The 26942-nt window shown below is 37.0% G+C and carries 23 protein-coding genes and 1 riboswitch; of the genes, 13 read left to right on the top strand and 10 right to left on the bottom strand.

Going from position 1 to position 26942, the window contains the following annotated elements:
• Nucleotides 1-540: 540 nt before the first annotated feature.
• Nucleotides 541-1035 carry a L,D-transpeptidase family protein gene (locus ASU02_RS19110; protein ID WP_057766576.1) on the bottom strand — a complete coding sequence of 165 codons (495 nt, stop codon included), beginning with the start codon at nucleotides 1033-1035 and terminating at the stop codon, nucleotides 541-543.
• Nucleotides 1036-1214: 179 nt separating this feature from the next.
• Nucleotides 1215-1304, top strand: a riboswitch (cyclic di-GMP riboswitch).
• 146 nt (nucleotides 1305-1450) lie between these two features.
• On the opposite strand from ASU02_RS19110, the gene ASU02_RS19105 reads away from it, so the two are divergent.
• On the top strand, nucleotides 1451-3142 hold the full coding sequence (locus ASU02_RS19105) for a methyl-accepting chemotaxis protein (protein WP_057766574.1): 1692 nt from the start codon (nucleotides 1451-1453) through the stop codon (nucleotides 3140-3142).
• A gap of 52 nt (nucleotides 3143-3194) precedes the next feature.
• Here the strand turns inward: ASU02_RS19105 and ASU02_RS19100 are convergent, their stop codons facing one another.
• Nucleotides 3195-4559, bottom strand: a complete 1365-nt coding sequence (locus ASU02_RS19100; protein ID WP_057766572.1) for a VWA domain-containing protein — start codon at nucleotides 4557-4559, stop codon at nucleotides 3195-3197.
• Nucleotides 4560-4809: 250 nt separating this feature from the next.
• On the opposite strand from ASU02_RS19100, the gene ASU02_RS19095 reads away from it, so the two are divergent.
• Both ASU02_RS19095 and ASU02_RS19090 read left to right on the top strand, forming a co-directional pair.
• The gene (locus ASU02_RS19095; protein WP_232426298.1) at nucleotides 4810-6513 is read left to right on the top strand and encodes a methyl-accepting chemotaxis protein; all 1704 of its coding nucleotides are present in this window, start codon (nucleotides 4810-4812) and stop codon (nucleotides 6511-6513) included.
• A gap of 134 nt (nucleotides 6514-6647) precedes the next feature.
• Nucleotides 6648-7625 carry a proline dehydrogenase family protein gene (locus ASU02_RS19090; RefSeq protein WP_057766570.1) on the top strand — a complete coding sequence of 326 codons (978 nt, stop codon included), beginning with the start codon at nucleotides 6648-6650 and terminating at the stop codon, nucleotides 7623-7625.
• A 55-nt stretch (nucleotides 7626-7680) separates the two neighbouring features.
• Here the strand turns inward: ASU02_RS19090 and ASU02_RS19085 are convergent, their stop codons facing one another.
• Nucleotides 7681-8028, bottom strand: coding sequence for a winged helix-turn-helix transcriptional regulator (locus ASU02_RS19085; RefSeq protein ID WP_057766568.1), 348 nt, complete (start codon nucleotides 8026-8028; stop codon nucleotides 7681-7683).
• Nucleotides 8029-8163: 135 nt separating this feature from the next.
• On the opposite strand from ASU02_RS19085, the gene ASU02_RS19080 reads away from it, so the two are divergent.
• The gene (locus ASU02_RS19080) at nucleotides 8164-8793 is read left to right on the top strand and encodes a nitroreductase family protein (RefSeq protein WP_057766565.1); all 630 of its coding nucleotides are present in this window, start codon (nucleotides 8164-8166) and stop codon (nucleotides 8791-8793) included.
• 138 nt (nucleotides 8794-8931) lie between these two features.
• Nucleotides 8932-11106 (top strand): YhgE/Pip domain-containing protein, encoded by a 2175-nt coding sequence (locus tag ASU02_RS19075; RefSeq protein WP_057766563.1) that lies wholly within the window; start codon nucleotides 8932-8934, stop codon nucleotides 11104-11106.
• A gap of 66 nt (nucleotides 11107-11172) precedes the next feature.
• On the opposite strand, the gene ASU02_RS19070 is transcribed toward ASU02_RS19075, so the two are convergent.
• A complete protein-coding gene (locus ASU02_RS19070; protein WP_057766561.1) occupies nucleotides 11173-12066 on the bottom strand; it encodes a TetR/AcrR family transcriptional regulator in 894 nt (297 codons plus the stop codon).
• A 187-nt stretch (nucleotides 12067-12253) separates the two neighbouring features.
• Here ASU02_RS19070 and ASU02_RS19065 point away from each other — a divergent pair, with 187 nt between their 5' ends.
• Nucleotides 12254-13783: a DHA2 family efflux MFS transporter permease subunit gene (locus tag ASU02_RS19065; protein WP_057766559.1), complete on the top strand. Its 1530-nt coding sequence runs from the start codon at nucleotides 12254-12256 to the stop codon at nucleotides 13781-13783.
• 48 nt (nucleotides 13784-13831) lie between these two features.
• Here the strand turns inward: ASU02_RS19065 and ASU02_RS19060 are convergent, their stop codons facing one another.
• Complete coding sequence (locus ASU02_RS19060) at nucleotides 13832-14212, bottom strand: SET domain-containing protein (RefSeq protein WP_057766557.1); 381 nt, start codon at nucleotides 14210-14212, stop codon at nucleotides 13832-13834.
• Between the two features lie 204 nt (nucleotides 14213-14416).
• On the opposite strand from ASU02_RS19060, the gene ASU02_RS19055 reads away from it, so the two are divergent.
• Nucleotides 14417-15562 (top strand): trans-sulfuration enzyme family protein, encoded by a 1146-nt coding sequence (locus ASU02_RS19055; RefSeq protein WP_057766555.1) that lies wholly within the window; start codon nucleotides 14417-14419, stop codon nucleotides 15560-15562.
• Between the two features lie 69 nt (nucleotides 15563-15631).
• On the opposite strand, the gene ASU02_RS19050 is transcribed toward ASU02_RS19055, so the two are convergent.
• Entirely contained in the window at nucleotides 15632-16933 is a 1302-nt protein-coding gene (locus ASU02_RS19050) for a globin-coupled sensor protein (RefSeq protein WP_057766553.1), read from the bottom strand.
• Between the two features lie 355 nt (nucleotides 16934-17288).
• Between ASU02_RS19050 and ASU02_RS19045 the strand changes: the two genes are divergently transcribed.
• The 6 genes from ASU02_RS19045 to ASU02_RS19020 all read left to right on the top strand — a co-directional run bounded on the left by ASU02_RS19045 (nucleotide 17289) and on the right by ASU02_RS19020 (nucleotide 22918).
• Entirely contained in the window at nucleotides 17289-17945 is a 657-nt protein-coding gene (locus ASU02_RS19045) for a 5-bromo-4-chloroindolyl phosphate hydrolysis family protein (RefSeq protein ID WP_057766588.1), read from the top strand.
• On the top strand, nucleotides 17942-19114 hold the full coding sequence (locus ASU02_RS19040) for a toxic anion resistance protein (protein ID WP_057766551.1): 1173 nt from the start codon (nucleotides 17942-17944) through the stop codon (nucleotides 19112-19114). Before ASU02_RS19045 ends, ASU02_RS19040 begins: the two co-directional genes overlap by 4 nt.
• A gap of 135 nt (nucleotides 19115-19249) precedes the next feature.
• Nucleotides 19250-19480, top strand: coding sequence for an excisionase family DNA-binding protein (locus tag ASU02_RS19035; RefSeq protein WP_057766549.1), 231 nt, complete (start codon nucleotides 19250-19252; stop codon nucleotides 19478-19480).
• A gap of 90 nt (nucleotides 19481-19570) precedes the next feature.
• Nucleotides 19571-20131: an FAD-dependent oxidoreductase gene (locus tag ASU02_RS19030; RefSeq protein ID WP_057766546.1), complete on the top strand. Its 561-nt coding sequence runs from the start codon at nucleotides 19571-19573 to the stop codon at nucleotides 20129-20131.
• Between the two features lie 211 nt (nucleotides 20132-20342).
• On the top strand, nucleotides 20343-21743 hold the full coding sequence (locus ASU02_RS19025; RefSeq protein WP_057766544.1) for a M20/M25/M40 family metallo-hydrolase: 1401 nt from the start codon (nucleotides 20343-20345) through the stop codon (nucleotides 21741-21743).
• Between the two features lie 176 nt (nucleotides 21744-21919).
• Nucleotides 21920-22918, top strand: a complete 999-nt coding sequence (locus tag ASU02_RS19020; RefSeq protein ID WP_057766542.1) for a Gfo/Idh/MocA family protein — start codon at nucleotides 21920-21922, stop codon at nucleotides 22916-22918.
• A 21-nt stretch (nucleotides 22919-22939) separates the two neighbouring features.
• On the opposite strand, the gene ASU02_RS19015 is transcribed toward ASU02_RS19020, so the two are convergent.
• From ASU02_RS19015 to ASU02_RS19000, 4 genes are all read right to left on the bottom strand, one after another.
• The gene (locus tag ASU02_RS19015; RefSeq protein WP_057766540.1) at nucleotides 22940-23902 is read right to left on the bottom strand and encodes a D-2-hydroxyacid dehydrogenase; all 963 of its coding nucleotides are present in this window, start codon (nucleotides 23900-23902) and stop codon (nucleotides 22940-22942) included.
• 247 nt (nucleotides 23903-24149) lie between these two features.
• Entirely contained in the window at nucleotides 24150-25673 is a 1524-nt protein-coding gene (locus ASU02_RS27270; protein ID WP_057766538.1) for a TerD family protein, read from the bottom strand.
• A gap of 465 nt (nucleotides 25674-26138) precedes the next feature.
• Nucleotides 26139-26579 (bottom strand): hypothetical protein, encoded by a 441-nt coding sequence (locus ASU02_RS19005; RefSeq protein ID WP_057766536.1) that lies wholly within the window; start codon nucleotides 26577-26579, stop codon nucleotides 26139-26141.
• On the bottom strand, nucleotides 26579-26929 hold the full coding sequence (locus ASU02_RS19000; protein WP_057766534.1) for an ASCH domain-containing protein: 351 nt from the start codon (nucleotides 26927-26929) through the stop codon (nucleotides 26579-26581). The genes ASU02_RS19005 and ASU02_RS19000 overlap by 1 nt, the downstream gene beginning before the upstream one ends.
• Nucleotides 26930-26942: the final 13 nt, after the last annotated feature.

Below are 26942 nucleotides of genomic sequence, written 5' to 3'. Positions count from 1 at the left end.
TATGGATAGAGAATATTCAAAGGTAAAGCTGAAAACAATTGCTTTTGATTTTACACAATAATCCGGACTTGACTGATGAAGATCCTGACAAGCTCTGAAAATGAGGAAACGGTCGTTCATAAGGGAGATGAAGACCCAGACATGCTCGAAAAATGAGAAAACGGTCGTTCATCGGTGTTATGAAGACCCCGACATGCTTAGAAAATGAGGAAAGGGTCGTTCATCGGTGTTATGTAGTCTCCAACAAGCTCAGAAAATAAGGAAACGGTCGTTCATCGGGGGAATGAAGTCCTCAACAAGCTCAGAAAATAAGAAAACGGTCGTTCATCGGGGGAATGAAGACCCCAACAAGCTCAGAAAATAAAAAAACGGTCATTCATCAGGGGAATGAATGCCCCAACATGATCAAAAAATAAATGGATCCTCCATCGGGGCTATGAAGGACCAATCCTATTCGGATAATGAGATTATGTCCTTCATTCTAGAAAACTAAAAATAGAACAAACTTGGATTCTTTATATAGCACCTAGTTCTAGCAATTTACCGAATAAAAACCCGAGTGCCAATCGGAACTGTACGTGCCAGTTCTTCTACATCCGAATTGTACATTCGTATACAGCCCTTCGAAACAGATTTTCCGATTGAAGAGGGATTATTCGTACCGTGGATTCCGTAGTGCTTTTTTGAGAGTGACATCCACATCGTTCCAAAGGGGCCTCCAGGGTTAGGGGCTTTATTGATTACAACAAAGTCACCTATTGGGGTTTGAGTAAGAATTTTACCGACGGCTATAGGGTACGTTTTTACCGGACTTTGATTACGCATTAATGTTAATGTTTTATTTTTGACGGAAACATGAATAGAATAAGGGATTTGATTAGGATTAGGCAGCCCAGGAATAATAATGGATTGCCCTGCATTAATCATATTAGGGTTTACTATATGGTTTGCTTGAATAAGAGATTGAAAGGGGACCCGATAATCTTCAGAAATCGACCAAAGTGTTTCATTGGGTTTTACAATGTGATGGTACATAATATAAACCTCCAAAAAAGTCATAAGTCATATTAGTACGATATGAGTATCTTTTATTTTTGGAACCTTCTCATCTGAAACGGGACAAGTGATCTGTATCGCTGTTGTCCTGTGATAAAAATCCTGCTTGTTTGCCCCTTCAATGATAAAATATAGTGATATAGTACTATGTTAATAAATAGGATAAGGGGCAAATCTATTGAAAAATAGAGACGCAAAACTACAGGGGCTAAAGTATGATAGTTATACCAAGCCAGCCAGTTGCTGAAAACGGCCGTTTTCATTTATTGAGACCCTTCTGTTTAGAAGGGTTATTTTTTTGTGAACCAGGAGTGATAGTGCGAATTGAATAGAAATAAAATTAGTTTAGTAAAATGACTTTGATTTAACACTGCTATCAAGGAGAGAAACAAAAATGAGAATAAATGTAAGAAAAAAATTAATGCTTGGTTTTTTATTAATTATTATGCTATTAGCAATAATTTCAACTAGTTCCTATTTACAGTACGATACTATTAATAACAATTATACCAATGCAATTGATGATGGACTCAAAAAAATTAATCTAGTTTCTAATATGCAGGAGGCTGTTCTATCAGAGCAAATTGCCTTACGTGGTTTTATTATTAATCCGGATGAAGCAAATATAAAACGATTTAAACGGTCACACAATGATTTCGTAAAAAGTTCAAAAGAGATGTTAAATCAAAAGCTTGATCCTCAGGCGGAAAAAATAATTAAGGATATAATTGATGTGGAAATGCAATACCAAGAAGTAGCTTTAGAAGCGATTGAATATAAAAAGAAGGACCAATTAGATGAGATTACAAGGTTAATGAAAATAAAAGGAAATGCCATATCCGGAAGAGTAGCAGAAAATGTAGAAAAGGCACTTTCTAATCAAGAAGAGTCATTTAGAGAAACGAGCAAAGAACAGTCCAATAAAATTACTAGTATGAAGACCTTATTAATTGTTATTTCTATCGCAGCATATATTATGGCGATAGGTATCGCAATGTATTTAAGCAAAATAATCTCTAATCCCGTTCGTCAAATTTCAAAATCAGCTGAACTAATTGCTAAAGGAAATTTGCGAGTGGATGAAGTAAAGATTAAAAATCGAGATGAAATTGGACAATTAGCCAAATCATTTAATCAAATGACCCACAATTTAAGGGAATTAATTATCCAGGTGGAGCATACTTCCGGACAGGTTGCATCTTCTGCTGAGGAATTGACCGCTAGTGCGCAGCAAACGAATTCTGCAACAGAACAGATTGTAACAGCTATTCAGGAAGTTGCTAGCGGTTCTGAAATACAAGGGAAAAATACAGAAGATAGTGCAAAAGCAGTTAATGAAATGGCAATGGGGATTCAAAGAGTAGCGGAAAAAACGTCATCAGTGGCCGAATCAGCATTAGATACGACCCAACAGGCGGTTATCGGGAATGATTCTATTCTAAAGGTAATTGAGCAAATGAGGTCAATAAATAGTTCGACTGATGAAACGAACAAAGTCATTAAGGAATTAAATAGTAAATCAGCTGAGATTGGTCAGATTATTGATATGATTACGGCGATAGCGGAGGAAACGAATTTATTAGCATTGAATGCTGCGATTGAATCAGCTCGGGCTGGCGAACATGGCAAAGGCTTTGCAGTTGTGGCAGATGAAGTGAAAAAACTAGCGGAGCAATCGCGAACATCAGCAAATCAAATTGCTGCCCTTGTACATATCATTCAAAATGATACGTTAAGAGTAGTAGATATGATGGGAAAAAGTGCAAATGAGGTAAATGAAGGAATGGATTTAGTACAGGATACTGGTAAAACCTTCGACTACATTATGAAATCGATTGAGAATGTAAGTGCTGAAGTTCAAGAATTATCTGCGATATCTGAGGAAATGTCCGCAAGTGTCGAACAGGTCAATTCTTCTATTGCTGAGGTTTCAAGAATCGCGAAAGTCTCTGTAGAGCGTACAGGTGAGATTGCTTCTGCCTCTGAGGAGCAGCTTGCATCGATGGAAGAAGTAACTTCTTCTTCAACCGTATTAGCAAAAATGGCTGAGGATTTAAAAGGTTTGATCAAAAGATTTACGATTTGATCTGCCTACTAACAAAAAATGCACAATCCCACTGGAGAGGGATTGTGCATTTTTAATTTAACTGCCTTAGAATTAACCCTTTTGCAGCAGCAGCTTTCACCCATTCAGGATATTCCGTCATTAGTAAATCATAAAGCTGATTGTCTGAAATATGCTGTGGATCCTCGACACTAAAGAAATCTGCATTATCGAGATATCTGCCAGATAAGTTATCCAACGCCTCTAAGAAAGTAAAGTCTGATCGAAATGCACGGAGGAACCCACGGTTTTTTAGCCCTTTATTTGATTTTCCTATAGCCATAAACTGCCAAAATATAGGTTCATAGGATGAATTTCGGATATGATTGACCGTTTCCTTCTCATCAAAGGTTGCCCCATCCGTAACAAACATAACGTAGACAGGCATTTCTTTAGATATAGGCTGTTTTCGCTCTGAAGCTGAACCGAAATAATGCTGACGGATAATTTTCATTACTTTTCCATAGTAGGTACTGCCCTCAAGAGGGTATTGTCTAATTAGCTGATTAACGAATCCATTAAAATTATCAATTGTTAATTCTCCAGCCTCATGCCCGTTTGCACCGAATAAGAAAATATCAATTGATCCATCATCATCAAAGCGGGTACCCAATGCTAAGATCCCTTCAGCAAATTCCTGAATCTTCCCTGATCGATAAAGGCCAGACATCGAACCGGATATATCTAAGCATAAAGCAACCTTTGCATGATGATTTTGCAGTCCAACTTTTTCTAAAGAAACCTTTGCCTTTTTTGAAAGATCAAGAATTTTAGGAGCTAGTACTTCCATTTTCTTTTCAAGTAATATTTTTTTATTATCGTTCGCATAAGGTATAGATACTGGCGCAGCTGTTATCTGAGGGGCAGGCTGTGTTTGTTCTTCTGCAACCTCTCCGCCAAAATCCTTCAATAAGGCTCCGAGCCCTCCATCAAACCCGCGCCCAACAGATGAAACCCTCCATATATCTTTATAATATATTTCAGTTATAATAATTGCCTTCTCATTTTTGAAGTCATTGCTGCTAAAAGAATAATTAAGAATGGGCTCACCCAAGGCTTTGATTACGAATGTCCCAGATGAAATCATTCCCATTGTTCCATCCCCATCTTTAGTAGCAGTGAATACAAGATGCTGAACAGAAGAGGGCAGTTTGGATAAATTAATAGAGAAAGTTCCTCGGCCGCTGGAATGACCGTGGAGTTGTATTTCATTAGACGGCGATTGCAATTGATTATAGAAAATCATATAACGGTCATCACAAAGTTTCTTTTCGCTATTTAATCCAAAACAAGTGATGTCCATATCAAATCTGGATGTAACATTGACTTCTACTTCCAATTGAGTTGCGGCAGTAAAGTTTTGTAGCTTAGCTTTTTCTCCTCGAACTAAAGTTTTCATAGCGCCTCCTTTTTTTGGGAAAGTTGTGATTACATTGTAGCTTATTTCTAGATAAATGAGTGATTAATTTTTTTGTCTTATACGAATTATATAAAAATTAATATATCAAAAAAACATCCGATATTACTTAAGTGATTTTTCCTATTATTCTATTGAAAACGTTTATATTGTTAGAAATTACTTCTAAATATAGCCAAAAGGGAATTAGGGAAAACAGAATATATGTATTTAGGTGAAGGAGAAATGTGTGTTGTTTAAATTGAATAGGATCATGCGTTTTAATAGTCTAAAAAAGAAAATTTTAATTAGTTTTAGTTCTGTCTTGTTATTAGTATTTTTATTAGGCTTATACAATTCCCTTACAATAAGGAAACTAAATGAAAATACAAACTTGGTTGTGAAAGAGCAATTATCATTATTAATAATAGATGAGAAGATAGCATTGAATATGTCAGAAAGAACATCCTTAGTTCGTGGGTATTTATTATATGGAGATAATGAACTGAGAGATCAATTCAAAAGCACTGTTGAAGAAAGTATTAACCTGGAGAAAGAACTTTTAGAATTGAATTCTTCCCAAGAGGTGAAAGAATTAATAGAAAAAAAGATTGTCTGGGGTAATACATTAAATCGAGTTTTTGAGCAATATGATCTTGGAGAGAAAGAAAGAGCAATTGAGATCATGGCTACTGAGGTTGTTCCACTGGAACGTGAAATAACAAACGGATTTAAATCGATGGCTTTAAAAAGTGAAGAGTTTCTTTCTGCAAAGGGAGAGGAAATGATCGCTAATGGGAAAACGACTTTAGCTGTTGACATTATTATTTCTATAATTGCGATTGTTTTAGGTGTTTTGGTTTCAGTCTTAACTGCAAGGTTTATTACAAAGCCTATTGTATATGTTGCTGGTCGAATGAAAGCTGTTGCAAGTGGAGACCTTAGTCAACCGCTATTAGAAATAAAGTCAAATGATGAAATTGGACAGCTCGTAAGTGCTACAAATGAAATGAGTATAAATACAAAACAATTATTGACTAAAATCAATCAAGTCTCTGAAACGGTATCAAGACAAAGTGAAGAATTAACACAAACAGCTAATGAAGTGAAGACTGGAGCAGAACAGGTTTCGACAACGATGGAGGAATTGGCAAATGGTTCTGAAACACAGGCAAATAGTGTAGGGATTCTGGCTAATAATATGGGGATATTTACCACAAAGGTAGAAGAAACTAATAAAAATGGGGAACGAGTACAGAAACATTCAGAAGATGTTTTGCAAATGACGGATGAAGGCACTGAATTAATGGAATCGTCTATTAGTCAAATGGATAAGATTAATCAAATTGTTCATGAAGCAGCTAGAAAAATGGAAGGTTTGGACAGGCAGTCGCAAGAAATATCAAAATTAGTTTTGGTTATTAAAGATATAGCTGCCCAAACCAATCTTCTTGCCTTAAACGCAGCAATTGAGGCAGCTCGAGCAGGCGAACATGGAAAGGGATTCGCGGTTGTTGCGGATGAAGTGAGAAAGCTTGCAGAACAAGTTTCGATTTCGGTAGGTGATATTACTGAAATTGTTTCTACTATTCAAGTTGAATCAGGCATTACAGCAGAATCATTGAAGAGTGGTTATTCAGAAGTTGAAAAAGGTACATCTCAAATGAGAATAACGGGTGAAACGTTTAATAAAATTAGTTCTTCTGTGACTGAAATGGTGCATAGTATCGTAGTTGTTTCAGAAAACTTATCTATGATTGCAGAGAATGGTCAGGAAATGAATGGTTCAATTGATGAAATTGCATCCGTTTCTGAGGAATCGGCAGCCGGTGTTGAACAAACAGCAGCTTCCGCACAGCAGTTAAGTGCATCCATTGAAGAGGTAGCTGCCAGCTCTAGCCAGCTTGCATTAATGTCGGAGGAGTTAAACAAACTTGTTGGACAGTTTAAACTATGAATCATTTCGATTAAAAAATAGAAAGTGTATATAATGGTAATATTTAAACAAATAAAGAAAATTCACAAAATATTTTTTGCTGAATACGTATGATATAATTACTCTGAAAAATAAAATAGTTGGGAGTAATCGCTATGTTGAAAGATTTATTTATCGGCCTATCACAAAACCAATTACTAAATAGTGCTGCGAAGAAATATGGGCTAAAATTGGGGGCGCAAAGTGTCGTAGCGGGAACAAATATAGAAGAAACCATCAAGAGCATTAAAGAATTAAATGCACATGGAATTTCTTGTACGGTAGATAATTTAGGGGAATTCGTCTTTAAGAAAGAAGAGGCGACTGAAGCGAAGGAGCAAATCCTTAATGTCATTGAAGCAATCCATGAGAATGAAGTAGATGCTCATATTTCTTTAAAGCCTACTCAACTAGGATTAGATATTGACTATCATTTTTGTTTAAATAATTTAAGAGAAATCGTTGATAAAGCAAGCGGTTACGATATCTTTGTTAACTTTGACATGGAAGACCATGGTCATTTAGATCCTTCATTCGATATTCTTGATGAGCTATCAAAGGAGTATGATAATGTAGGGACAGTGATTCAAGCTTATTTCTTCCGTGCAGAAGAGGATATTCAAAAATATAAAAATTATCGTCTGCGCATCGTAAAAGGTGCTTACAAAGAACCTGAAGAATTGGCTTATCAAGATAAAAAAGCAATTGATGCTAACTTTATTAAATTAATTGAATGGCATTTATTAAATGGAAAGTTCACTTCCATTGCTACTCATGATCATAATATCATCAATCATGTAAAAGATTTTGTGAAGAAGAATGATATTTCAAATGATAAATTTGAGTTCCAAATGCTTTACGGTTTCAGAAAAGAGCTTCAGCTTCAATTAGCAAGCGAAGGCTATAACTTCTGTACGTATGTACCTTTTGGGAAAGACTGGTACGGCTATTTCATGAGACGTCTTGCTGAAAGACCGCAAAATTTAAATCTTGTTGCGAAGCAAGTATTTAATAAAAAGACAAATACAGTACTTGGCGTAGCTGCTGGAGCTTTCTTATTAGGCAGATTGACTAAGAAGAACAAACAGAAATAATTATATTGTTCATGTAAAAACCTCCTTATCAATAAGGAGGTTTTTTTGAATCAATTTATGATTCATTCTTGGCTTGTGTCCACGCTACGATTGTTAAAAATACATCTTCAAGTTTTTTTCCAGATTGCGTCAATTCATATTCTACTTTCCTCTTTGGGGTAGGTAGAATCCTTTTTACAATCAATCCTTCTTTTTCTAAATCACGTAATCGTTCAGTTAATAATCTGTCAGAAATGCCAGGAATGTTTTCCATGATTTCATGATAGCGCTTAGGTCCTTTAAATAAACTATAAATAATTATTCCCATCCAACGCTTTCCTAGAAATTCTATAGTGCTATGGAAGTCATTGCATAAATTCTGGCAATCCTTTGGTTTATTGCTTTCAAGCATTGATTCACTCATATAATAACCCCATTTAATTTCTTCATTCACTCTATTCTACCATAAATACATTTATGCTTGACCAATTAACTTACTAATAGTAAGCTGTATTTAAGCTTACTATTAGTAAGTTATATAGAACTAGGAGGAAAAAGAATGTCGGCTAAAATGGATCAAAGCGTATCAACTGTTATCAGAGAACGTCACTCTGTTAGAAAATATGATGCTAATTATAAAATTGCGAGAGAAGAAATTGAATCTATTTTAAATGGTGCCATATTAGCGCCTTCTTCTAGTAATCTCCAGCCATGGCGATTTATCATCATTGATAATGAAGATGTGAAAAAGGAATTGCGATTGATTGCCAATAATCAAGAACCAATTGAAACATCTTCTGCTGTTATAGCAGTATTAGGTGATAAGGAAATGTATAAGAATATAGAAAAGGTATATCGAAGCGGCTATGAAGCAGGTTATATGGATGAAGAAAATATGAATCGATTAATGGACAATGCAAATAGGCTGTATCCAAATATATCTGAGGTAGTCAGAAAAAATATCGCATCCTTTGATGCTGGTTTAGTCTCAATGCAGCTCATGCTCGTTGCAAAAGAAATGGGGTATGACACTGTACCGATGGGAGGCTTTGATAAAGTAAAATTTATCGAAAGGTTTAATGTGTCTGAGCGTTATGAGCCTATGGTGCTCATTGCTATAGGGAAGGCAGCAGCACCTCCATTCAAAACTACTCGCATTCCAGTTAAAGATATCGCAGAATTTATTTAATAAAAAAGAGATTAACTTCTTATTGAAGTTAATCTCTTTTTTATTCCTGGGGAACCACCTTGGGTATAAAAGTGTTTATTCGATGCACATTAATGTAATAGCTGGAAAAGTGTGGGCGATAGAAAGGAATGGTGCTTGATGAAAAATATTTGGGGAATTTATTCAAACGACCTGAAGAAGACAAGTACAAATTGGGTTGCTGCTATATTAGTTGGAGGTCTTATCCTGCTGCCATCCTTATACGCCTGGTTTAATATTCAGGCATCGATTGACCCTTATGGAAACACACAAAATATCCTTGTTGGTGTAGTTAATGAAGATAAAGGGGCTGAAATCAATGGGGTTCAAATTAATGCGGGAGAGGAGATTGTAAAGGAATTAAAGAACAACAAAGATTTAGGCTGGCGGTTTGATGATAAAAATAGCGGGATGGAAAAGGTTTTATCAGGGGATTATTTTGCTACCATTATTATTCCTCGTGAATTTTCTAAAAATCTTGCAACGATTGTTAATGACAAGCAGAAGCAGGCAACAATTGAGTATTATGAGAACGATAAAAAGAACGCCATAGCCCCAAAAATAACTTCAAAAGGAGCGAGTGCTATTGCCGAGCAAGTAAGCAGTAAGTTTGTTGCAACGGTTAATGGTGTGATTTTTGATTTATTTAATCAGATTGGAATAGAGCTGGAGAATAGGCTGCCTGCTATTAAACAATTTGAAGAATTCATTTTTAAACTTCAGGAGAAACTCCCGGAAGCAAAGACTTTGCTTGATCAATCCATATCCTATGCTGAGGGTGCAGATGAGATCCTTGGAAAAGTTCAGCAAGCTGTACCAAAGGTGGAAGCAATAGCTAATGAAGGAATGGGCATTATTGATACAGCAAATCAGGTTATTAGTAAGGCAGAGGCAGAAATAGATACTTTCAAACCAAATATTAAAGAAGATATACAAACATTAAAGAATGTAACTGATTCTGCAGAAACAAAAATCAATCAGCTTCAAGCGATGGAAATCGATCCGCAAAAATTACAAACGATATTAGGAGAGATTGATCCGCTACTGAAAAAGGGGGAAGAGGTTACAGGAATTATTCAAAGGAAAGTAAATGAAGCCTTGAATATAGCACAGAATAATCATGCAAATGATAAAGTAAAGAATCATCTTCAACAGCATATAAACCACCTCGAACAGGTCCATACAAATTTTAAAAATGCTGCAGCTATTTCTTTGGAATTACGGGGCCTGTTAGCAAATGGGGGAGTACCTTCTCAGGATCAATTAAACCGTTTCAAATCTGTTATAAACAACATTCAGCAACTGGTGAATCAGATAACTGAGGAGGATAAACAGAAAATAGAGTCGGTTATTAACGATGAAGTCCTAAAGACAAAACAGACTCTACAAAAGGCAAGAGGTGTTTTAGAAGAATTAACTTTAACGCTTCCTTCTATAGCTGATGCCGTTAATAACGCTGCAGGTACTCTACATGAGGGGGAAAAGGTTTTACAAGAAGCAAACAAGCAATACCCAATGATTGTCCAGAAAGTTGGAGAGTTAGCTGACACAATAGAAAGGCTGCAGAAAGAAACAAATCTAAATGAACTTATAGATCTCCTTCGAAATAATCCGAATGCAGAAAGCAACTTCTTGGCTAATCCGGTGAAAATTGAAAGTAATCTCTTATTCTCATTGCCAAACTACGGTTCAGGCATGAATCCTTTTTATACTGTTTTAGCCATTTGGGTCGGGTGTTTACTTTTAATTTCACTGTTGTCTGTTGATCCAGCACACGATGAAAAGTATGCAAGTCGTGAAATTTATTTTGGCCGTTTGTTAACCTTTTGGACCTTTAGTTTTTTGCAAACCTTGATCGTCACTTTAGGAGATATTTTTCTATTGAAGGAAATCTATATCCATAGTCCAGGCTGGTTCCTTTTATTTGGGCTGCTTTCTAGTTTTGTCTTTATTCTTATTGTCTTTACGCTCGTTTCGATATTCGGGAATGTTGGCAAAGCGATGGCGATTGTTCTTCTTGTTTTACAGATTGCAGGAGCAGGTGGAACCTATCCTGTACAATTAATTCCAAGGTTTTTCCAAATAATCAACCCGTTCTTGCCATTTACTTATTCCATTGATTTAATGCGTGAAGCGGTTGGAGGAATTGTCTGGGACAATGCAAGAACGGACATCATATTTCTCCTCATTTTCGCAGGAATTGCTATCCTGTTAGGTGTATTCTTGAAGGAGCCTATTAACAAGATTACTTATAAACTAAGGAAGAAGTCGAATGAAAGTGGAATATTTCATTAATAAATAAAATAGGAGCCAATGTCTGCTTTGTAAAAGCAGGTAACTGGCTCCTAAATATTTATTATGTTATTCTTCTATTTGCGCAAAAAAATCAGAAACAAGCTGTTCAAGTTTTTGAAGCTCAATTTTTTCGAGAACTAACTGATTGGTTTTCAAAGATAATAATGCACTATCTACTAAAAATTTCCGGGGACTTTTTGATTGGAGCAGCTCATCTTGAATAAAATCCAATAACTCTATATGCTGTGAGTGCTCTTCATTATGGTTAAGAGTCTTTTTTAAAGCTAATGCGGCATGATAGAGCTTCTGCTGGAATGATTGGTCCAGTTTCTTGCAAACAGGAACCCAGCTGTCTATTAGCTCTGGCTGAACTAACTGATCGCCAGATTCTGCAACCTCATTAACCATCTTAACAATGCGATCAACACTATACTGGACTACTTTATGAATACTTGCATGTGATTGGTTTGCGAAGGCATCATATTTAAGATTATGCTGAAGAATCCCTGTAAACATAATGGAGCAATCTAATAAATAGGGTCTTTTTTCTTCTCCAAAGAGATCAATGAACCGATGGAAAAGCCAGTGAAGCATTCGCAAATGGCCGCGCTTTATAAATTGCTTAAGATCGTCATCATTGGAAACAAAGACTTCTTCGAAAAGGGATACTAATTTACTTGTTCGATTTGTTTTTAGCTGTAATTCAATTTGCTTAATAAAGATTTCAATATTAGAAGGATCCTGGCCAATTAATAATTCATTCCGTTCCTTTTCCAAATCTTTATAGATTGTATTGAAAATAGCGATTAATAATTCATTTTTTGACGAAAAATAATTATAAAATGTTCCTTTAGAAATCCCGCTATACTCTAATATGTCTTGTATGGAAGTGGCTTGAAATCCTTTGTCGATAAATAATTGGTGAGCCATTTTTATCACATGTTTTTTCCTAGCATTCATATAATCACCTTTAATAATTGTTGAACTGCCTGTATAAAACTAATAGTATATTATTTCTAAAGTTAATACAAACACATAAATATCGCGGAATTTTTTAATTGCATAATTTGAACTCATGGTTTATGATATAGCTTATGTGAAACAGCAGTACAAAATAATGAACTAAATGTATATAGGGGGAAAAAACATGGACCATTCCATAAAAAAGACTGATCGTCCACCGTATGGGATAATAGCTGTCCTGATGATTGGTGCTTTTATTGCTTTTTTGAATAATACGCTATTAAATGTCGCATTGCCTTCAATTATGATTGATTTAGAGGTTGATGCATCTACAGTACAATGGCTGACGACTGGTTTTATGCTTGTAAACGGAATTTTAATTCCGGCTACAGCATTTTTAATTGAAAAATATTCAGTGCGGCGTTTATTCCTAGTTGCTATGTGTTTATTTACAATAGGAACGCTTGTGGCAGGAATTGCACATTCATTTCCAATATTATTAGCAGGCAGGATGCTTCAGGCTTCAGGTTCGGCAATTATGATGCCTCTTTTAATGAATGTAATGCTAGTAAGCTTCCCAGTTGAAAAAAGGGGAGCAGCTATGGGTGTGTTCGGTTTAATCTTAATGGCTGCACCGGCAATCGGACCAACTTTATCCGGCTGGATTATTGAACATTATGATTGGAGAATGCTTTTCCACTTTGTTACGCCGATTGCTGTGATTGTTATCTTGATTGCCTTTTTCTTGCTTAAGGATAAAAAGGAAAAAGTGGACATCCGCCTTGATTTATTTTCGCTTCTTTTATCAAGCATTGGTTTTGGCGGTATATTATATGGATTTAGCTCAGCAGGCAGCAAGGGATGGGATAGCCCTTATGTCTATGGAACAATCGCAATAGGTGTCGTTTCACTTGTATGGTTCATTTTACGTCAGTTAAAAATGGATCGTCCAATGCTTAACTTCAAGGTTTATAAATATCCAATGTTTGCCTTATCATCATCGATTACGATGATTGTAAATATGGCTATGTTTGCTGGGATGCTATTAATACCTATTTATGTCCAGACGATCCGTGGAATTTCCCCAATGGATGCTGGTCTAATGATGCTTCCAGGAGCACTTGTCATGGCCTTTATGTCCCCAATTACAGGGAAATTATTTGATAAATTTGGCGGACGTATTTTAGCAGTTACGGGATTAATTATTATGACAGTAACAACCTACTTCTTTAGCCAATTAACAGATGAAACGACATATACGTATTTAGTCATCTTGAATTCAGTGCGGATGTTTGGAATGTCGATGGTTATGATGCCAGTTTCTACAAATGGATTAAACCAATTGCCAGCACGTTTCTATCCACATGGTACAGCTATGAATAATACTTTGAACCAAGTAGCAGGAGCAATTGGTACAGCATTATTAGTAACTGTTATGTCAACGCGCACAGAAACACATGCGACTGAAATAGCAGATGTAGCAATGAAAAGTTTAACTGCACAGCCAACTGAAGCAGTATTGGCTGAAATGAAGCAGCAAATTGCGATGAAAGCGATGCTTGAGGGAATTAATGATGCATTCTTGGTGGCAACTGGTATTGCAGCTGTCGCAATTATCCTTGCATTTTTTATTAAGCGGTCAAAACAGGCGGAAGATCCGATTATGGGAAAAAAAGCCGATGAAAAAGTGACAACTAAGTTAGCAGAGAATTAATAGAAGACATACAGAAGGGACATTCGTATAAATGAATGTCCCTTTTTTCTATTCTTCTTTATTAAACCATAATGGATCCATATCATCGACATCACCATTGTAGTTAATCAGTATTTCATCTCCAGCTTTTATGTCTGTATAGGCAAAGAAGTCAAATGTATGGTTATCAAAGTTAATATCATAAGTGGCATTCGGCTGATAGGAATGGTTAAATAACATTCCATAACCCAGAAGAATTGCACTGTGGTTTTTTCCATATTCAAATGCATAATCAGCAAGTATCGTTTTCTCGATAAATTCATGCTCTTTGTTTGGATAAGCTATAACAGGTGCTTCATGTATAAGCTCGCCCTTTGCTATATCACGTGTCGCAAATACGCCTCTATTGAATTCCCCATCACTGAGTGTGGACGTTTTGATTTCAATCATAGTTATTCCACCTTCTTTAACTTTAAAGTCTCTTAAGCATGCCAGTTGATAACGAGGAAAGCAACTATTTTTTTAAAATAACTATTTATCATTAATGAAAATGTATAGCCATGGGCTTATAATAGAAATATTAATCAAATGTTTGATTAAAGGGTTTTGTCCATCACGAGTGGATCCAGGCATCTAAAAAGGAAGGTGAGTATTTTGGAGAAAAAGTTTGAAACGAAGTTATTACATAGCGTTAAGAAAGAAAAAAGGCCGATAAAAAGCAAGATTACACCGATTTATCAAACATCTGCATTTACTTTTGATAATTTAGATGATTTAGAAGGATTTTATCAAGGGGAAGGGAACTACTTGTATTCCCGTACAGGGAATCCGAATCCGGATGAACTTGGTCAGGCAGTTGCTGCGATAGAAGGTGCACCAGCTGGTATTGCAACTTCATCAGGTTTATCTGCGATTTTGGCAGGGGTTCTTGCTGTAGTGAAAAGCGGGGATCATATTATTGCAGCTGATGATTTATATGGTGGAAGCTTTCATCTCCTTAAAGAGGAATTAAATCAGCTAGGTATTGAAACAACTTTTGTTTCATTTGCTAATCTTTCCAATGCAGAAGAAGCGATAAGGCCGAATACAAAGCTTCTTTATACAGAATCAATAACAAATCCGCTGCTGAGAGTGGAGAATTTAGAAGCAGTTATTGATCTTGCGAGAAAATACAATCTTTATACACTCGTTGATAATACTTTTGCTACTCCGTTTCACTGTAATCCTTATCCATTAGGTGTTGATTTAGTTATTCATAGCGCAACGAAGTATATTGGCGGTCATAGCGATGTGACAGCAGGCGTAGTTGTTGGCAGAGAAGATTTAGTTGGAATAGCACGTGCAAAAGTTGTAAATCTTGGAGCAAATGTAAGCCCTTTTGAAGCATGGTTGACATGCAGGGGACTAAAGACATTAGCGCTTCGCATGAAAACCCAATCATTCAATGCCAGGAAGCTAGCTGATGCATTTATGGGAAACCCAAATGTTGCTAAAGTTTATTATCCTTTTACTGAAACAGAGTCAGGTTACGGTGCGATGGTATCGATTGAGCTTTCAAAGAATGTAGATGTCCATCAATTTTTTAAATCGCTTTCCTGGATAAAAATTGTTCCTACACTAGCTGGGGTAGAGACAACTGTTTCTCATCCGCTTACAACCTCTCATCGAGCGCTGCCTCCGGAGGCAAGCAAAGCTTTAGGAATCACTGAAGGAGTTGTTCGAATTTCAGTGGGAATTGAACATGTAAATGATATTATTCATACTTTTGAAGAGGCGATTCTTCGCTCTGTTTTGAAATAAAATAATTTCCTTTAAAGTATATTTAAAAAGTCTCGATAAATCTTGTTTTATCGAGACTCTTCCTTATGGTTAAAATTTAGAAATCGTCGTTCTTAATTCCTCTGTTGAAGCAGCCATTTTTGAAACAGCCTCATTAATTTCACTTAGAAGATTAGATAATAACTGAATATCCATTTCGGTATTCTGACTCATTTCTTTATTAGCCGCACTATTTTGCAAAACATCTTTAAATACTGCGGTTGTATTTGTTAGTTCGATATTTCCGGTATCCACTACTTGATTAATGGTATTGATTTGCGATATAACATCAGAAATTTGCGAAATGGTTTCCTTTACAAGGGATGTGATGCTAGAAGACGAATGCTTTGTTTGCTCGGCTAACTTTCTTACTTCATCAGCAACGACTGCAAAGCCTTTGCCGTGTTCACCCGCACGAGCTGCTTCAATTGCCGCATTTAGTGCAAGTAAATTTGTTTGATCAGCTATTCCAGTAATCACATTAACGATCTCGCCAATTTGATTGGAATTTTTTTCGAGTTCTTCGATCGTTTTGGTAATATGCTGAACATTTTCTTTCAATTCATGCATGTTCGTAATAACCTTGTCTAACTGATCCTTGCCATTTTCAGACTTGTGCTCCATGGACACAGATGTTTGAACGCTCTTTTTCGATGTTTCAGAAATAAGGAAGGTTTGTTGAAGGATTTGATCAACTGATGCATCAGTCTCCTCAGTCATTGCTGCTAAATTCTCAACAAAATCACCGACATATTCTTTTATAGCCTTTTTTGCCTCAAGTTCTTTTCCGGTTAGCAATTGCTGGTGTGTCATTTGCATGGAAGAAGTAACGAGCTGATTTTCTAAGTTGAATATTTTTGATACGGCAAAAAATATTTGGAACGTATCATGTTCGTTGACGGTTAATTCTTTAAATACACATTCAAGAATTCTTGTCAGTAATAATTTATAGACAGACATAAACCAATGGATTTGTACGCCGATTTGCACGTACAATTGGCCCACTTGCAACCTGCGCTGACAATATTCCTGGTTGACTACACCTTCAAAAAGACTAAGGACATATTGCTGGCTCATTTCTGTAGTTATCCCGATCAGTGAAGTGTCAGTAATTTTTCTTACTCCGTCATGCGGATGGGAGAGCGCCTCTTGGTAAATGGCTTTAATATGCCTTGCAACTATTGGTTTAATCCCTCGTAATATGGCTAAATCCTGATTGGTTAAACCGATTAATTCAATTTGCAGAGCGATATCAGTTCCGCTTTCAACTTCAAGCTTCGCATTTCCTATTTCTTGTTCAATTATCTGTTGTATCAGGCTCTCATTGCCTTTTTTCTCTTTGATGAAAAACATTCTAATGACCCCTTTCGTGTGATAATTATACTAGTAAATGATCACTTTTTGGTAAAAAATATTATAAAATGGAAATTTACCCAGCTATTTTATTCTTAGCCGAGGGTTGAATAGTAAGTATCTACTCTAAACATACAAGAGCATGCAAAGTGCTGGTGACTGGCACCGCTCGAGATCATCATTAAATACGTCTTAAGTCTTAGTTAGATTTAAGGTTGTGGTCTATGGAAGGGAATGTGTATATCCTGTATCTTTAATGGTAAGGATGGAATTGTTTTTATTTTTTAAGCTGAAACTTTGATATCGTTCATACGTATAAATAATAAGGATTAATATGTCAGGAGTCGATTGTGTGATGAATCAGTTCTTAGTCTTTGTTTTGCGAATGTTACTAAGCATCCCTACGACCTTTATTGTTTGGTTATTAAGCTTTTTCGCATTCGATCAAACGTTTCTGCTTTCGGGTGCTATTTCTTTAGGAGCTGGAATTCTCACTTATTTGATAAGTGGACTGGTTCTAAAGAAACGCTTTTTGAAAAAGCATCAATTAACAAGAAAAGAGTACCAATATATTAAGAAAAACTTAGATGAAGCGAAAGGGAAAATTAGTCGATTGCACAAATCGCTGCTTTCTATTCGCCATCTTCCAACATTGAAACAGAGGGTAGAGTTTACTCGGACAACACGAAAAATATACAGCTTAACTAAAAAAGAGCCGAAGCGCTTTTATAAGGCAGAACAATTTTATTTTTCTCATTTGGATTCGGCTGTGGAGCTATCTGAGAAATATGTCTTTTTATCTGCTCAGCCAAAAAAGACATATGAGCTAGATCGGTCATTATATGAAACACGCAAGACTTTGGAACAATTATCTTCATTAGTAGAAGAAGATTTGTATCAAGTCATTTCAGATGATATTGATCACCTGAACTTTGAAATAGATGTGGCAAAGAATTCAATTAAAACGATACAAGATTCACGAAATCTTAATGGAAGCAGGCGATTAAAATGAGTGAAAACAATCCATCCCTGTTGAAAAATACAAGTCAAGCAAATTTGATGGATGATCTACTTTCCAATCCATTCGGAGAGAGTCAGGAACTTGCGAGCATGCAGGAAAAAGAGGAAAAGCCTGTTAAGCTTATTGATGTTATTCCAGAGGAAAACAGAATAAAGGCTTATCAGCTTGCTGAACAAATCGATCCGAAAAACCATCAAGCTATGATTTCATATGGCACACCAGCACAATCCAAGCTATTAACCTTCTCCCATACAATGCTAGAGCATGTTCAAAAGAAGGATATTGGGGAAGTCGGAGAGATTATTAGTGAATTAATGCAGAAATTTAATGACGTCAATCCTGATGAATTACATGCACAGCCGCCATCCTTCTTTGCTCGGATGTTTGGAAGGTTATCAAGTTCCATCCAAGAAACCTTGTCTAAATATCAAAAAACAGGGGCGCAAATTGATCGCATCAGTGTAAAGCTGGAGCGCAGCAAAAATATTCTATTATCAGATGTGGTTATGCTTGAAAAACTCTATGAAAATAATAAAGAGTATTTTCACGCATTAAATGTTTATATTGCAGCAGGAGAAATTAAGCTTGAGGAATTGCATCAAAAAACGATTCCGGAACTGAAAAAAGCTGCGGAAAGTTCTAATGACCAGATGAAGTTTCAAGAAGTAAATGACATGATTCAATTTGCTGATCGATTAGATAAACGTTTATATGATTTGAAATTGAGCCGAGAGGTAACCATTCAAAGTGCCCCGCAAATCCGATTGATTCAAAATACGAACCAAGCACTAGTTGAAAAAATTCAGTCCTCCATTATGACGGCGATTCCGCTTTGGAAGAATCAAGTGGCGATTGCACTAACCTTAATTAGGCAGCGTCATGCAGTGGAGGCACAGAAACAAGTATCTAAAACGACAAATGAATTGCTGCTGAAAAATGCTGAAATGCTTAAAACGAATACCATTGAAACGGCGAGAGAAAATGAGCGTGGCCTCGTGGATATTGAAACATTAAAGAAAACACAAGAAAGCCTGATCTCCACCTTGGAGGAAACGCTGAAAATTCAAGAAGAAGGCCGTCATAAGCGCCGCCTTGCAGAGAATGAACTGGCAGCAATGGAAAGTGATTTAAGGCAAAAGTTAATAGAATTTAAAGGATGAAGTTAAGCACCTCGAAGAAGCACGTATGAATCAAACATTTGATACATATGTGCTTCTTCTGCATTTGATGGCCCATAGGAGTCATGATCTTCTGTTATAATGACTCATATACTTTTAAAAAAGGATGATTCAACCATGTATTTGACAATTAAAGAAACAGCTGAATACCTCTCTTATCCAGAATCATATATTGAAAGTTTAGTTCAGCAAAAAAGAATTCGTGCAATTTTTGATGGACAGCAATATTTAATCAATAAAGATCAATTCACTACTCATTTGCAGCAAGTCGAAAAATATAGGGAATTTGTAGAAGAAATCTTAAATGAACCAATCCCAGAAGATTTAGATGTGAAAGATGAAGATTAAAGGTAATCGCTTCTTTTAAAACACATTGTTTTACAATTGATATTATTTGATATAGTCTATAAATAGAAAAAATTCAAAGGAGGAATTAACATGTTTGATATCGCAATTATTGGGGCTGGACCAACTGGTGCAAGTGCTGCATTATTTGCTGCAAAAGCAGGAAAAAAAGTATTGGTTATTGATAACGACAAAAGTGTTACAAAACGTGCATGGGTAGAAAATCATTATGGAGTAATGGAGATTACAGGACCAGATTTAGTTGAGACCGGTAAAAAACAGGCTGCAAAATTTGGTGCGGAGTTTAAAGAAGCAACTGTTGAAAATATCGTAAAAGCTGAATCTGGCTTCGCCATTCAAACAAATGATCAATCTTTTGAATCGAAGCATGTAATCTTTGCAACAGGCATGTTAACAGATCTTGCTGAAAAAATTGGTTTACATACAAAGCCTGGTACAGAACCACGCATTAAAACGATCTTAGATCTAGATGCAGATGGAAAGACAAATATTGAAGGCATCTGGGGAGCAGGCACAGTTGCTGGAGTAAGTATGCATACAATCATTACAGCTGGCGATGGCGCGAGAGTTGCAATTAATGTAATTAGTGAATTAAATGGTGAGCGCTATGTTGACCATGACATAATGAAATAATTAGTTTGCTTTAAAACCGGTATCATACCAATTTGGTAGAGACTGGTTTTTTTTATGTGTTCGTGCCTATGATTAATGGACTGTAAGGTTTATATTTATTAATAATTAGAAGTTTATGACTAGCTAAACTTAGTATTTAGTGCTCTTATTCGAATTATCCAAATATTATAATATTTTGAATAGAATCTATTAATCTAGTAGGAGGAAGCATATGAAAAAGCCAGTTATAACAATTGTTCTAGCCAGTACATTAGCATTTGGTGCAATCGGTTCACAGGCAGTGTTCGCAAAGCCGGTAGAAATTGCTCAAAATCAGCCTGTTAAAGTATTTGATCATAAGGTGATCAACAAGCTTAATGTAGAAAATATTTATAAAAATATTGAATATTTATCGAAGACTCCTAGGGTTGCAGGTACGGAAGAAGAAGATAATGCTGTTAAGTTTATCAAAGAACAGTTCGAATCCTATGGATATGAAGTTGATTTGCAGCCATTTACTTTCTATGGCTATACTCCTCCTCATACAATTGAACTGGATGTAAACGGTTATGATGGACAGCTAAATCCAGGATCCTTTACTTATACAGTGAGTGGAGAGGTATCAGGCGAACTTGTATACGCTGGCTTAGGTACGGCGAGTGACTTAGAAGGTTTGGATCTTACCGGGAAAATAGCTCTAATTAAACGCGGGGATATTTCATTTGCTGAAAAAGTGTTAAATGCTGCTAATAAAGGTGCATCAGGCGTTGTAATTTTCAATAATACTTCCGGCGCTATGAACGGTACACTTGGTGAGGCAAATGATCAATATGTTCCTGCCGCATCTTTATCACAAGCAGAAGGGGATGCCCTTGCCGCTTCCTTAAGTAATGGGGAAACACACACAGCAACTTTAAAAATTGAGGGGGCAAGGACGAGGGAAAGTGTTTCCCATAATGTAATCGCAACGAAAAAACCAACTAATAAAAAGAAGGATACAAATAATGTGATTGTAGTAGGATCTCATCATGATTCTGTAGCTGGTGCACCTGGAGCGAATGATGATGCCTCCGGAACTGCTATGACACTTGAGCTGGCTCGTGTATTTAAAGATTTACCGACTGATTCTGAAATTCGCTTTATTACATTTGGAGCGGAAGAATTAGGCTTGATTGGCTCGACACAGTATGTTGCAAACCTTTCAGATGATGAAAAAAATCGCATCATTGCAAACTTTAATCTTGATATGGTAGGAAGCAAGGATGCTGGTGATTTAGTTATGGCAACACTAGATGGTCAGCCAAACCTTGTCACCGAGCTTGCACAGGCATCTAGTGCAAGATTAAATGGAGAACCCACTCCATATTCACAGGGGGGAAGAAGTGACCATGTTCCATTTGCAGAAGCTGGAATCCCTGCCGCACTATTCATTCATAGTCCATCAGAGCCTTGGTATCATACACCAGAAGATACAATAGATAAAATTAGCAAAGAAAAGCTAGAGGATGTGGCTGAAATTGTAGGAACGGCTGTTTATGAACAAGCACGTTTTGATAATATGGGGCCAAAGCCGAAAAAAGCCAAAAAGATTAAGGCGGATAAGCAAGCATACCATGAGCAAAATATTAGATAATTTATTTAGCAGTGCCTCCTTGGTGGGGTGCTGTTTTTTGTCGGCCAAAATTAAAAATGAATGAAATTACAAAATTTATTAGATTAATGCCTTAAAAAAAGAAAAAGTACCTAAACTAATGAATATAAGAAATGTATACAGTATGTTCATCCGAATCCTGAATGGAGGCAAAGAAAATGATACGCTTTGGAGTGATAGGAACGAATTGGATCACTGATCGATTTTTACAGGCGGTAAAGGATATGAATGACTTTTTATTAACGGCCGTTTATTCACGGACTTCCGATCGTGCACATGAATTTGCTGAAAAATATCAGGCCAATCATACATTTACGTCTATAGAAGAAATGGCTGTAAGCGATCAGCTGGATGCAGTATATATAGCCAGTCCAAATTCCTTTCATGCGGATCAGGCAATTACCTTGTTAAACCATGGAAAGCATGTTTTGTGTGAGAAGCCGTTCGCTTCAAATGCTGCAGAAGTGGAATTGATGATTGCGGCTGCTAAAAGGAATGATGTGCTGCTGATGGAGGCAATGAGAACAACTTTCCATCCAAATTTTACTCTTATCAGGGGAAATCTGCATAAGCTTGGCAAAATCCGCAGGTATACAGCAAGCTATTGTCAGTATTCTTCTAGATACGACACATATAAAGCCGGTACAATTTTGAATGCATTTAACCCTGTTTTCTCAAACGGGTCATTAATGGATTTAGGAGTATATTGCATCTATCCCATGGTTGTCTTATTTGGCCAGCCAAAGGAAGTAAAGGCAACTTGTGTCATGCTAGACTCTGGAGTTGATGGGGAGGGCAGTCTTCTTGTAAAGTATGATGAAATGGAGGGCGTAATTATACACTCGAAAATTACAAATTCCAACCTCCCTTCAGAGATACAAGGGGAGGGAGGAACGATGATTATTGATCATATGCCTGCACCTGGACATATAGAAATTCGTTATCTGGATGGAAGAAAAGAAGTTATTTCTACTATGCAGAAAGGGGATGGGATGTATGATGAAGCTAGGGCTTTTGTTGACCTAATTAAGCAAGGGAAAAAAGAGTCCTCTATTAACTCCTATCGAAACTCCTATGTGACAGCAACTATTTTAGACGCCGCAAGGGAGGAAATGGGTCTTATTTTTCCTGCAGATAATCAAAGAAAGCCTTGCTAAATTAAGCAAGGCTAAGATACATTAATATCCCTTTTTATAATCAACCAAATTAATCGCAGGAGTTTCTCCTTGAATATAGCTTTTCAAATTCGGAATGAATATATCTTCTATCACACGTTTCGTATAATGTTCTGTTGACCCGGATGTGTGTGGAGTAATAATGACATTGTCGAGCTCCCATAATGGACTTCCTTCGTCCAAAGGCTCCTTTTCAAATACATCTAGGCCAGCCCCTGAAATTTTCCCATCTTGTAAGGCATTAATAAGCTCTGATTCTACCACTATGCTTCCTCTGCCTATATTAATGAAGAAAGAAGATGGCTTCATCAAGTTAAATTGCTCTGTTCCAAAAAGATGATGGGTTTCCTTTGTGTAAGGAAGTGTGACCACGACATAGTCACAATGTGGCAGCACGTTATTTAAATGCTGGAGTGTATACATGATATCTACATTTTCTTCAGGTTTCCCTGAATGACGAAAGCCAATGACTTCCATCCCAAATGCCTTAGCGATCTTTGCTGTTTCTTTGCCTATGGCGCCAATCCCTAATATCGCAATGGTTTTCCCATGTAATTCAAGATTTAAGCCAGCATGATCCCATTTTTTTGTTTGTTGGTTTTTTACATATGTATGGATTTTACGCGTTAATGCAAGCATAAGGGCGAAGATAGTTTCTGAGATTGGGTAGGCATGAACGCCATTTGCTGAGGTTGTATGTATCTTTTTAGCTTCTAATTCTTGTAATGGCAAGCTATTCACTCCAGCTGACCAAGCTTGAAGCCAGCGTAGTTTCGACTGGTTCCAGGATATCATTTTTTCTATTTCCTTCTTCCAGCTAACAATAATTTCTGCCTCATTCAGGTGTTCGGACCAGATGTTTTTTTCTTTTCCAATAACTAGATCCCAGTCTGGGATGATGACTTTTATTTTATCAATAAGAATTTGGTCAAGATTTTGAGTAATTACTAGTTTTTTATTTTGCATCCCAATCCCTCCATATCCATTATATTATTGCAAAAAGAGGAGGATCTTGTTAGGATCGACCTCTTTTTTTGCAGAGTTATTATTTATTTTTTGAATTTGAGAACTGTCTAGCACCTATTGGATTTCCCTTTCCCCCTGCGATAAGTCAAGAACGAATGCGCTATTGACTCTTCATGTTTCCTTTATCTACGCACTGAGGTCCGCTCCAGTCCATACGGGGCTATGCAAGAGGCTTCCGCTATTCAAGTTATGATAAAAATTCATGCGGATTTAGGCCAAGCTCCATACAAATTTCAGTAACGATTTGTTTCTCGCTTGGGTCAAAATGGCCGTCTGCATAACCGATAGCGATACAATAGCGTGCAACCAATCTAGCAATTTCTGGCTTGGATCGAATACGCCCTAATGCTTTAAATGCTTCGGCACGTCCAATAATAGAATCTCTTTCGATTTTTTGCACAAATAAATTAAATTGTTGTATAACTTTGTTTGTATCGAAAACTCTTAATTCTTCGCTCTGGTTCACAAATTCAATCATTTTTTGACGCTCAGTTTGATCGAGTCTGCCATCAGCAAGTGCCACTAGTGCACAGGCAGCTACTACCGCATCCATAACATCTTGGCTCTTATAGCGGGTAAATAACTCTTGAGCTCTTCTTTTTTGCTGATTCGCCCATTGAGCATAATCGGTTTGGTTGGGTGACCAGGCATGATTGCAGTTGTTACAAGTGAACTTTAATTGGTTTTTCCCGATAAATCCGCCTAATAGTCCCACTGGACCTAGAATAAGTCCGCCAATTGCTGCTTTTCCAAGTCCGAAGCCCTTTTCTCCGGTTCTAACATTGGAAGACCCGCAGCGAATACAATTGATATTGTCACCTCCATAAGCATGAGAGGAGGAATGTGTCTGTCCATATGTAGACTGGTTATTCGTTGACGAGTAACCGGATTGTCCATAAGCAGGCTGATTATAGGTTGAATTAGATTGTCCGCCTTGACCAAACCCAGGCTGATTATATGGAGAATTGTATTGTCCATTCTGTCCAAAAACAGGTGTACTTTGCTGGTGAGTCGTTTGTCCAAAGCTTGGCTGATTGTATGTTGGGTTTTGCTGAGTATTAAAAGCTTGAGTCCCGCCAAAGGATGGATTATTCTGCTGGTAATCTGATTGAAAGGCAGGCTGTACTGTTGGCTCATCGTCAACCGTTACACCGAAATTACGGCATAGAGCTGCTAAACCGCCTTGGAACCCACTTGCAATGGCATTAAATTTCCATTCGCCATTATGGCGGTAAAGCTCAGCTGCAACTATAGCAGTCTCTACCGTAAATTCACGTCCAAGATCAAAGCGAATTAATTCTTCATTAGTAAATGCGTTAAATATTCTTACATAGGCATTTGAAACATGTCCGAAGCTTTGCCCTTTAGCTTGAGCATCGTGGATTGTAATCGTGAAGGCGATGCGGTGAATGGAAGGTGGAACTTTATTCAGTTCAATTTTGATTTGCTCATCATCGCTTGCGCCAGCACCTGTTCTGTTATCGCCGCTGTAAATAATTGATCCGTTTCCGCCAGATGGATTATTATAGAAGACGAAATCTAGATCACTTTGAACCTTTCCAGAAGGACCTACTAAAAATGCTGAAGCATCTAAGTCATAATTAGAGTGGCCTCCACTAACATCCCATCCTAATCCGACAACAACCATTTCCAAACCAGGATTGGTTTTCGTTAAATCTACCTTTTGCCCTTTGCGTAAAGTAACCCCCACAACATTCACTCCTTAAAATAATGCAGTTAGTTATTAAACGTTTATATGTGTAAAAAGTTTCAACTAATTCGTCAATTCATATGTTTATTATAGTTCACTAGTCTACTAAAAAGAAAATAATATCCCTTAATTGAAATGAGAAATCACCTAGGAACAATCAAAGTTCTGATTGTTCCTAGGTGATTTCTTAAAGAAGCTTTCCTTTGTGCTCACCCCGAAAAGCACAAGTGGAGCCTCACAGAAAGGTGCTCTTTACCTTTTTGGAAGGATTGATCAAAATGTGGAGGCTTATGACACGAGGCCCTAAGAGCCGTAACTAGATAGGCTTGTGACCTCGAGGCCGACAAAACGCGACGTCCTCCTAAAAGCTTCACTTTTAGTCGTGTGCTGTGTGGCTGGCGAAGCTTTCCCCTTTCTTTAAAAAATGGTCAGTCTCAACATGAGACTGACCATTTTAATCTTTTTTTACCAAAGAGCCGGCTTAGCAACCATGAACCAAAGCATGATCATAAGAAGGATGAGATAGAGCCAGCTTGACCAAGAAAGTTTTTTGACTAATGCGTGCTGGTTTTGTTTAGGCTCAAAAAAAACACGAAGTGTAGGTGTATACGCACGAGCCAAGAAAAATATAGAACCGAACATCACGATTAAAGTTGCAATAACCCATGAAGTTTTCCACGTCCATGGGCCCATGGCAATCAGTAAAACCCCACTGCCAACTAAGACATGTCCAGCATGTTTAACGAGCCTGACGGAAAATCGAATGATATCGATATAGGCTTGTTGAACATTTGTATCGGCAGCACGCAGCTTTTTTACAATTGGAATTAATATAATGAAAGGCCCAATTGAGAAAACCGCACTACCAACATGAAGGTAAACAATAAATCGGTAAAGTGTATCCATTACTCCGAAACAGGACGGAATTCATGCACCCACACCCTCATTTGCGGCAGCCAAGGCATACCAGGGTGGAAAGAAAGAATAGATTCTTTGTACTCCTCTACATTATCGTAGCCTTCTTGCTTAGCATGTTCATCCGTTAACTCACCAAGTGCTTGAGAATAAACATTTTCAACGACAAAGTCTTTTCCTTGAAGCGTCATAATTTCACCGATGTCCGCATAGCGTCCATTGCGGCGTGTAGCCGTTTTTTTGCCTGCAAGCACTTTTTCAATATCTTCAGGAACCGTTACTAATTTATCGATTGTACATGTTTTTGGCGGCAGCTCTTGATTATTATGTTGATTTGTCACCTGAATTCCTCCT

The organism is Cytobacillus praedii, from assembly GCF_001439605.1.
GTDB lineage: Bacteria > Bacillota > Bacilli > Bacillales > Cytobacillaceae > Cytobacillus > Cytobacillus praedii.
This window is presented reverse-complemented; position numbering and strand designations above follow the sequence as displayed.

Excerpts from the sequence above, each read along its gene's own strand:
- ASU02_RS19050 (WP_057766553.1), bottom strand. The coding sequence starts at position 16,933 with ATGTTTTTCATCAAAGAGAAAAAAGGCAATGAGAGCCTGATACAACAG.
- ASU02_RS19045 (WP_057766588.1), top strand. The coding sequence starts at position 17,289 with ATGAATCAGTTCTTAGTCTTTGTTTTGCGAATGTTACTAAGCATCCCT.
- ASU02_RS19100 (WP_057766572.1), bottom strand. The coding sequence starts at position 4,559 with ATGAAAACTTTAGTTCGAGGAGAAAAAGCTAAGCTACAAAACTTTACT.
- ASU02_RS19085 (WP_057766568.1), bottom strand. The coding sequence starts at position 8,028 with ATGAGTGAATCAATGCTTGAAAGCAATAAACCAAAGGATTGCCAGAAT.
- ASU02_RS19070 (WP_057766561.1), bottom strand. The coding sequence starts at position 12,066 with ATGAATGCTAGGAAAAAACATGTGATAAAAATGGCTCACCAATTATTT.
- ASU02_RS19030 (WP_057766546.1), top strand. The coding sequence starts at position 19,571 with ATGTTTGATATCGCAATTATTGGGGCTGGACCAACTGGTGCAAGTGCT.
- ASU02_RS19005 (WP_057766536.1), bottom strand. The coding sequence starts at position 26,579 with ATGGATACACTTTACCGATTTATTGTTTACCTTCATGTTGGTAGTGCG.
- ASU02_RS19015 (WP_057766540.1), bottom strand. The coding sequence starts at position 23,902 with ATGCAAAATAAAAAACTAGTAATTACTCAAAATCTTGACCAAATTCTT.
- ASU02_RS19105 (WP_057766574.1), top strand. The coding sequence starts at position 1,451 with ATGAGAATAAATGTAAGAAAAAAATTAATGCTTGGTTTTTTATTAATT.
- ASU02_RS19060 (WP_057766557.1), bottom strand. The coding sequence starts at position 14,212 with ATGATTGAAATCAAAACGTCCACACTCAGTGATGGGGAATTCAATAGA.
- ASU02_RS19090 (WP_057766570.1), top strand. The coding sequence starts at position 6,648 with ATGTTGAAAGATTTATTTATCGGCCTATCACAAAACCAATTACTAAAT.
- ASU02_RS19025 (WP_057766544.1), top strand. The coding sequence starts at position 20,343 with ATGAAAAAGCCAGTTATAACAATTGTTCTAGCCAGTACATTAGCATTT.
- ASU02_RS19040 (WP_057766551.1), top strand. The coding sequence starts at position 17,942 with ATGAGTGAAAACAATCCATCCCTGTTGAAAAATACAAGTCAAGCAAAT.
- ASU02_RS19080 (WP_057766565.1), top strand. The coding sequence starts at position 8,164 with ATGTCGGCTAAAATGGATCAAAGCGTATCAACTGTTATCAGAGAACGT.
- ASU02_RS19020 (WP_057766542.1), top strand. The coding sequence starts at position 21,920 with ATGATACGCTTTGGAGTGATAGGAACGAATTGGATCACTGATCGATTT.
- ASU02_RS19065 (WP_057766559.1), top strand. The coding sequence starts at position 12,254 with ATGGACCATTCCATAAAAAAGACTGATCGTCCACCGTATGGGATAATA.
- ASU02_RS19075 (WP_057766563.1), top strand. The coding sequence starts at position 8,932 with ATGAAAAATATTTGGGGAATTTATTCAAACGACCTGAAGAAGACAAGT.
- ASU02_RS19110 (WP_057766576.1), bottom strand. The coding sequence starts at position 1,035 with ATGTACCATCACATTGTAAAACCCAATGAAACACTTTGGTCGATTTCT.
- ASU02_RS19035 (WP_057766549.1), top strand. The coding sequence starts at position 19,250 with ATGTATTTGACAATTAAAGAAACAGCTGAATACCTCTCTTATCCAGAA.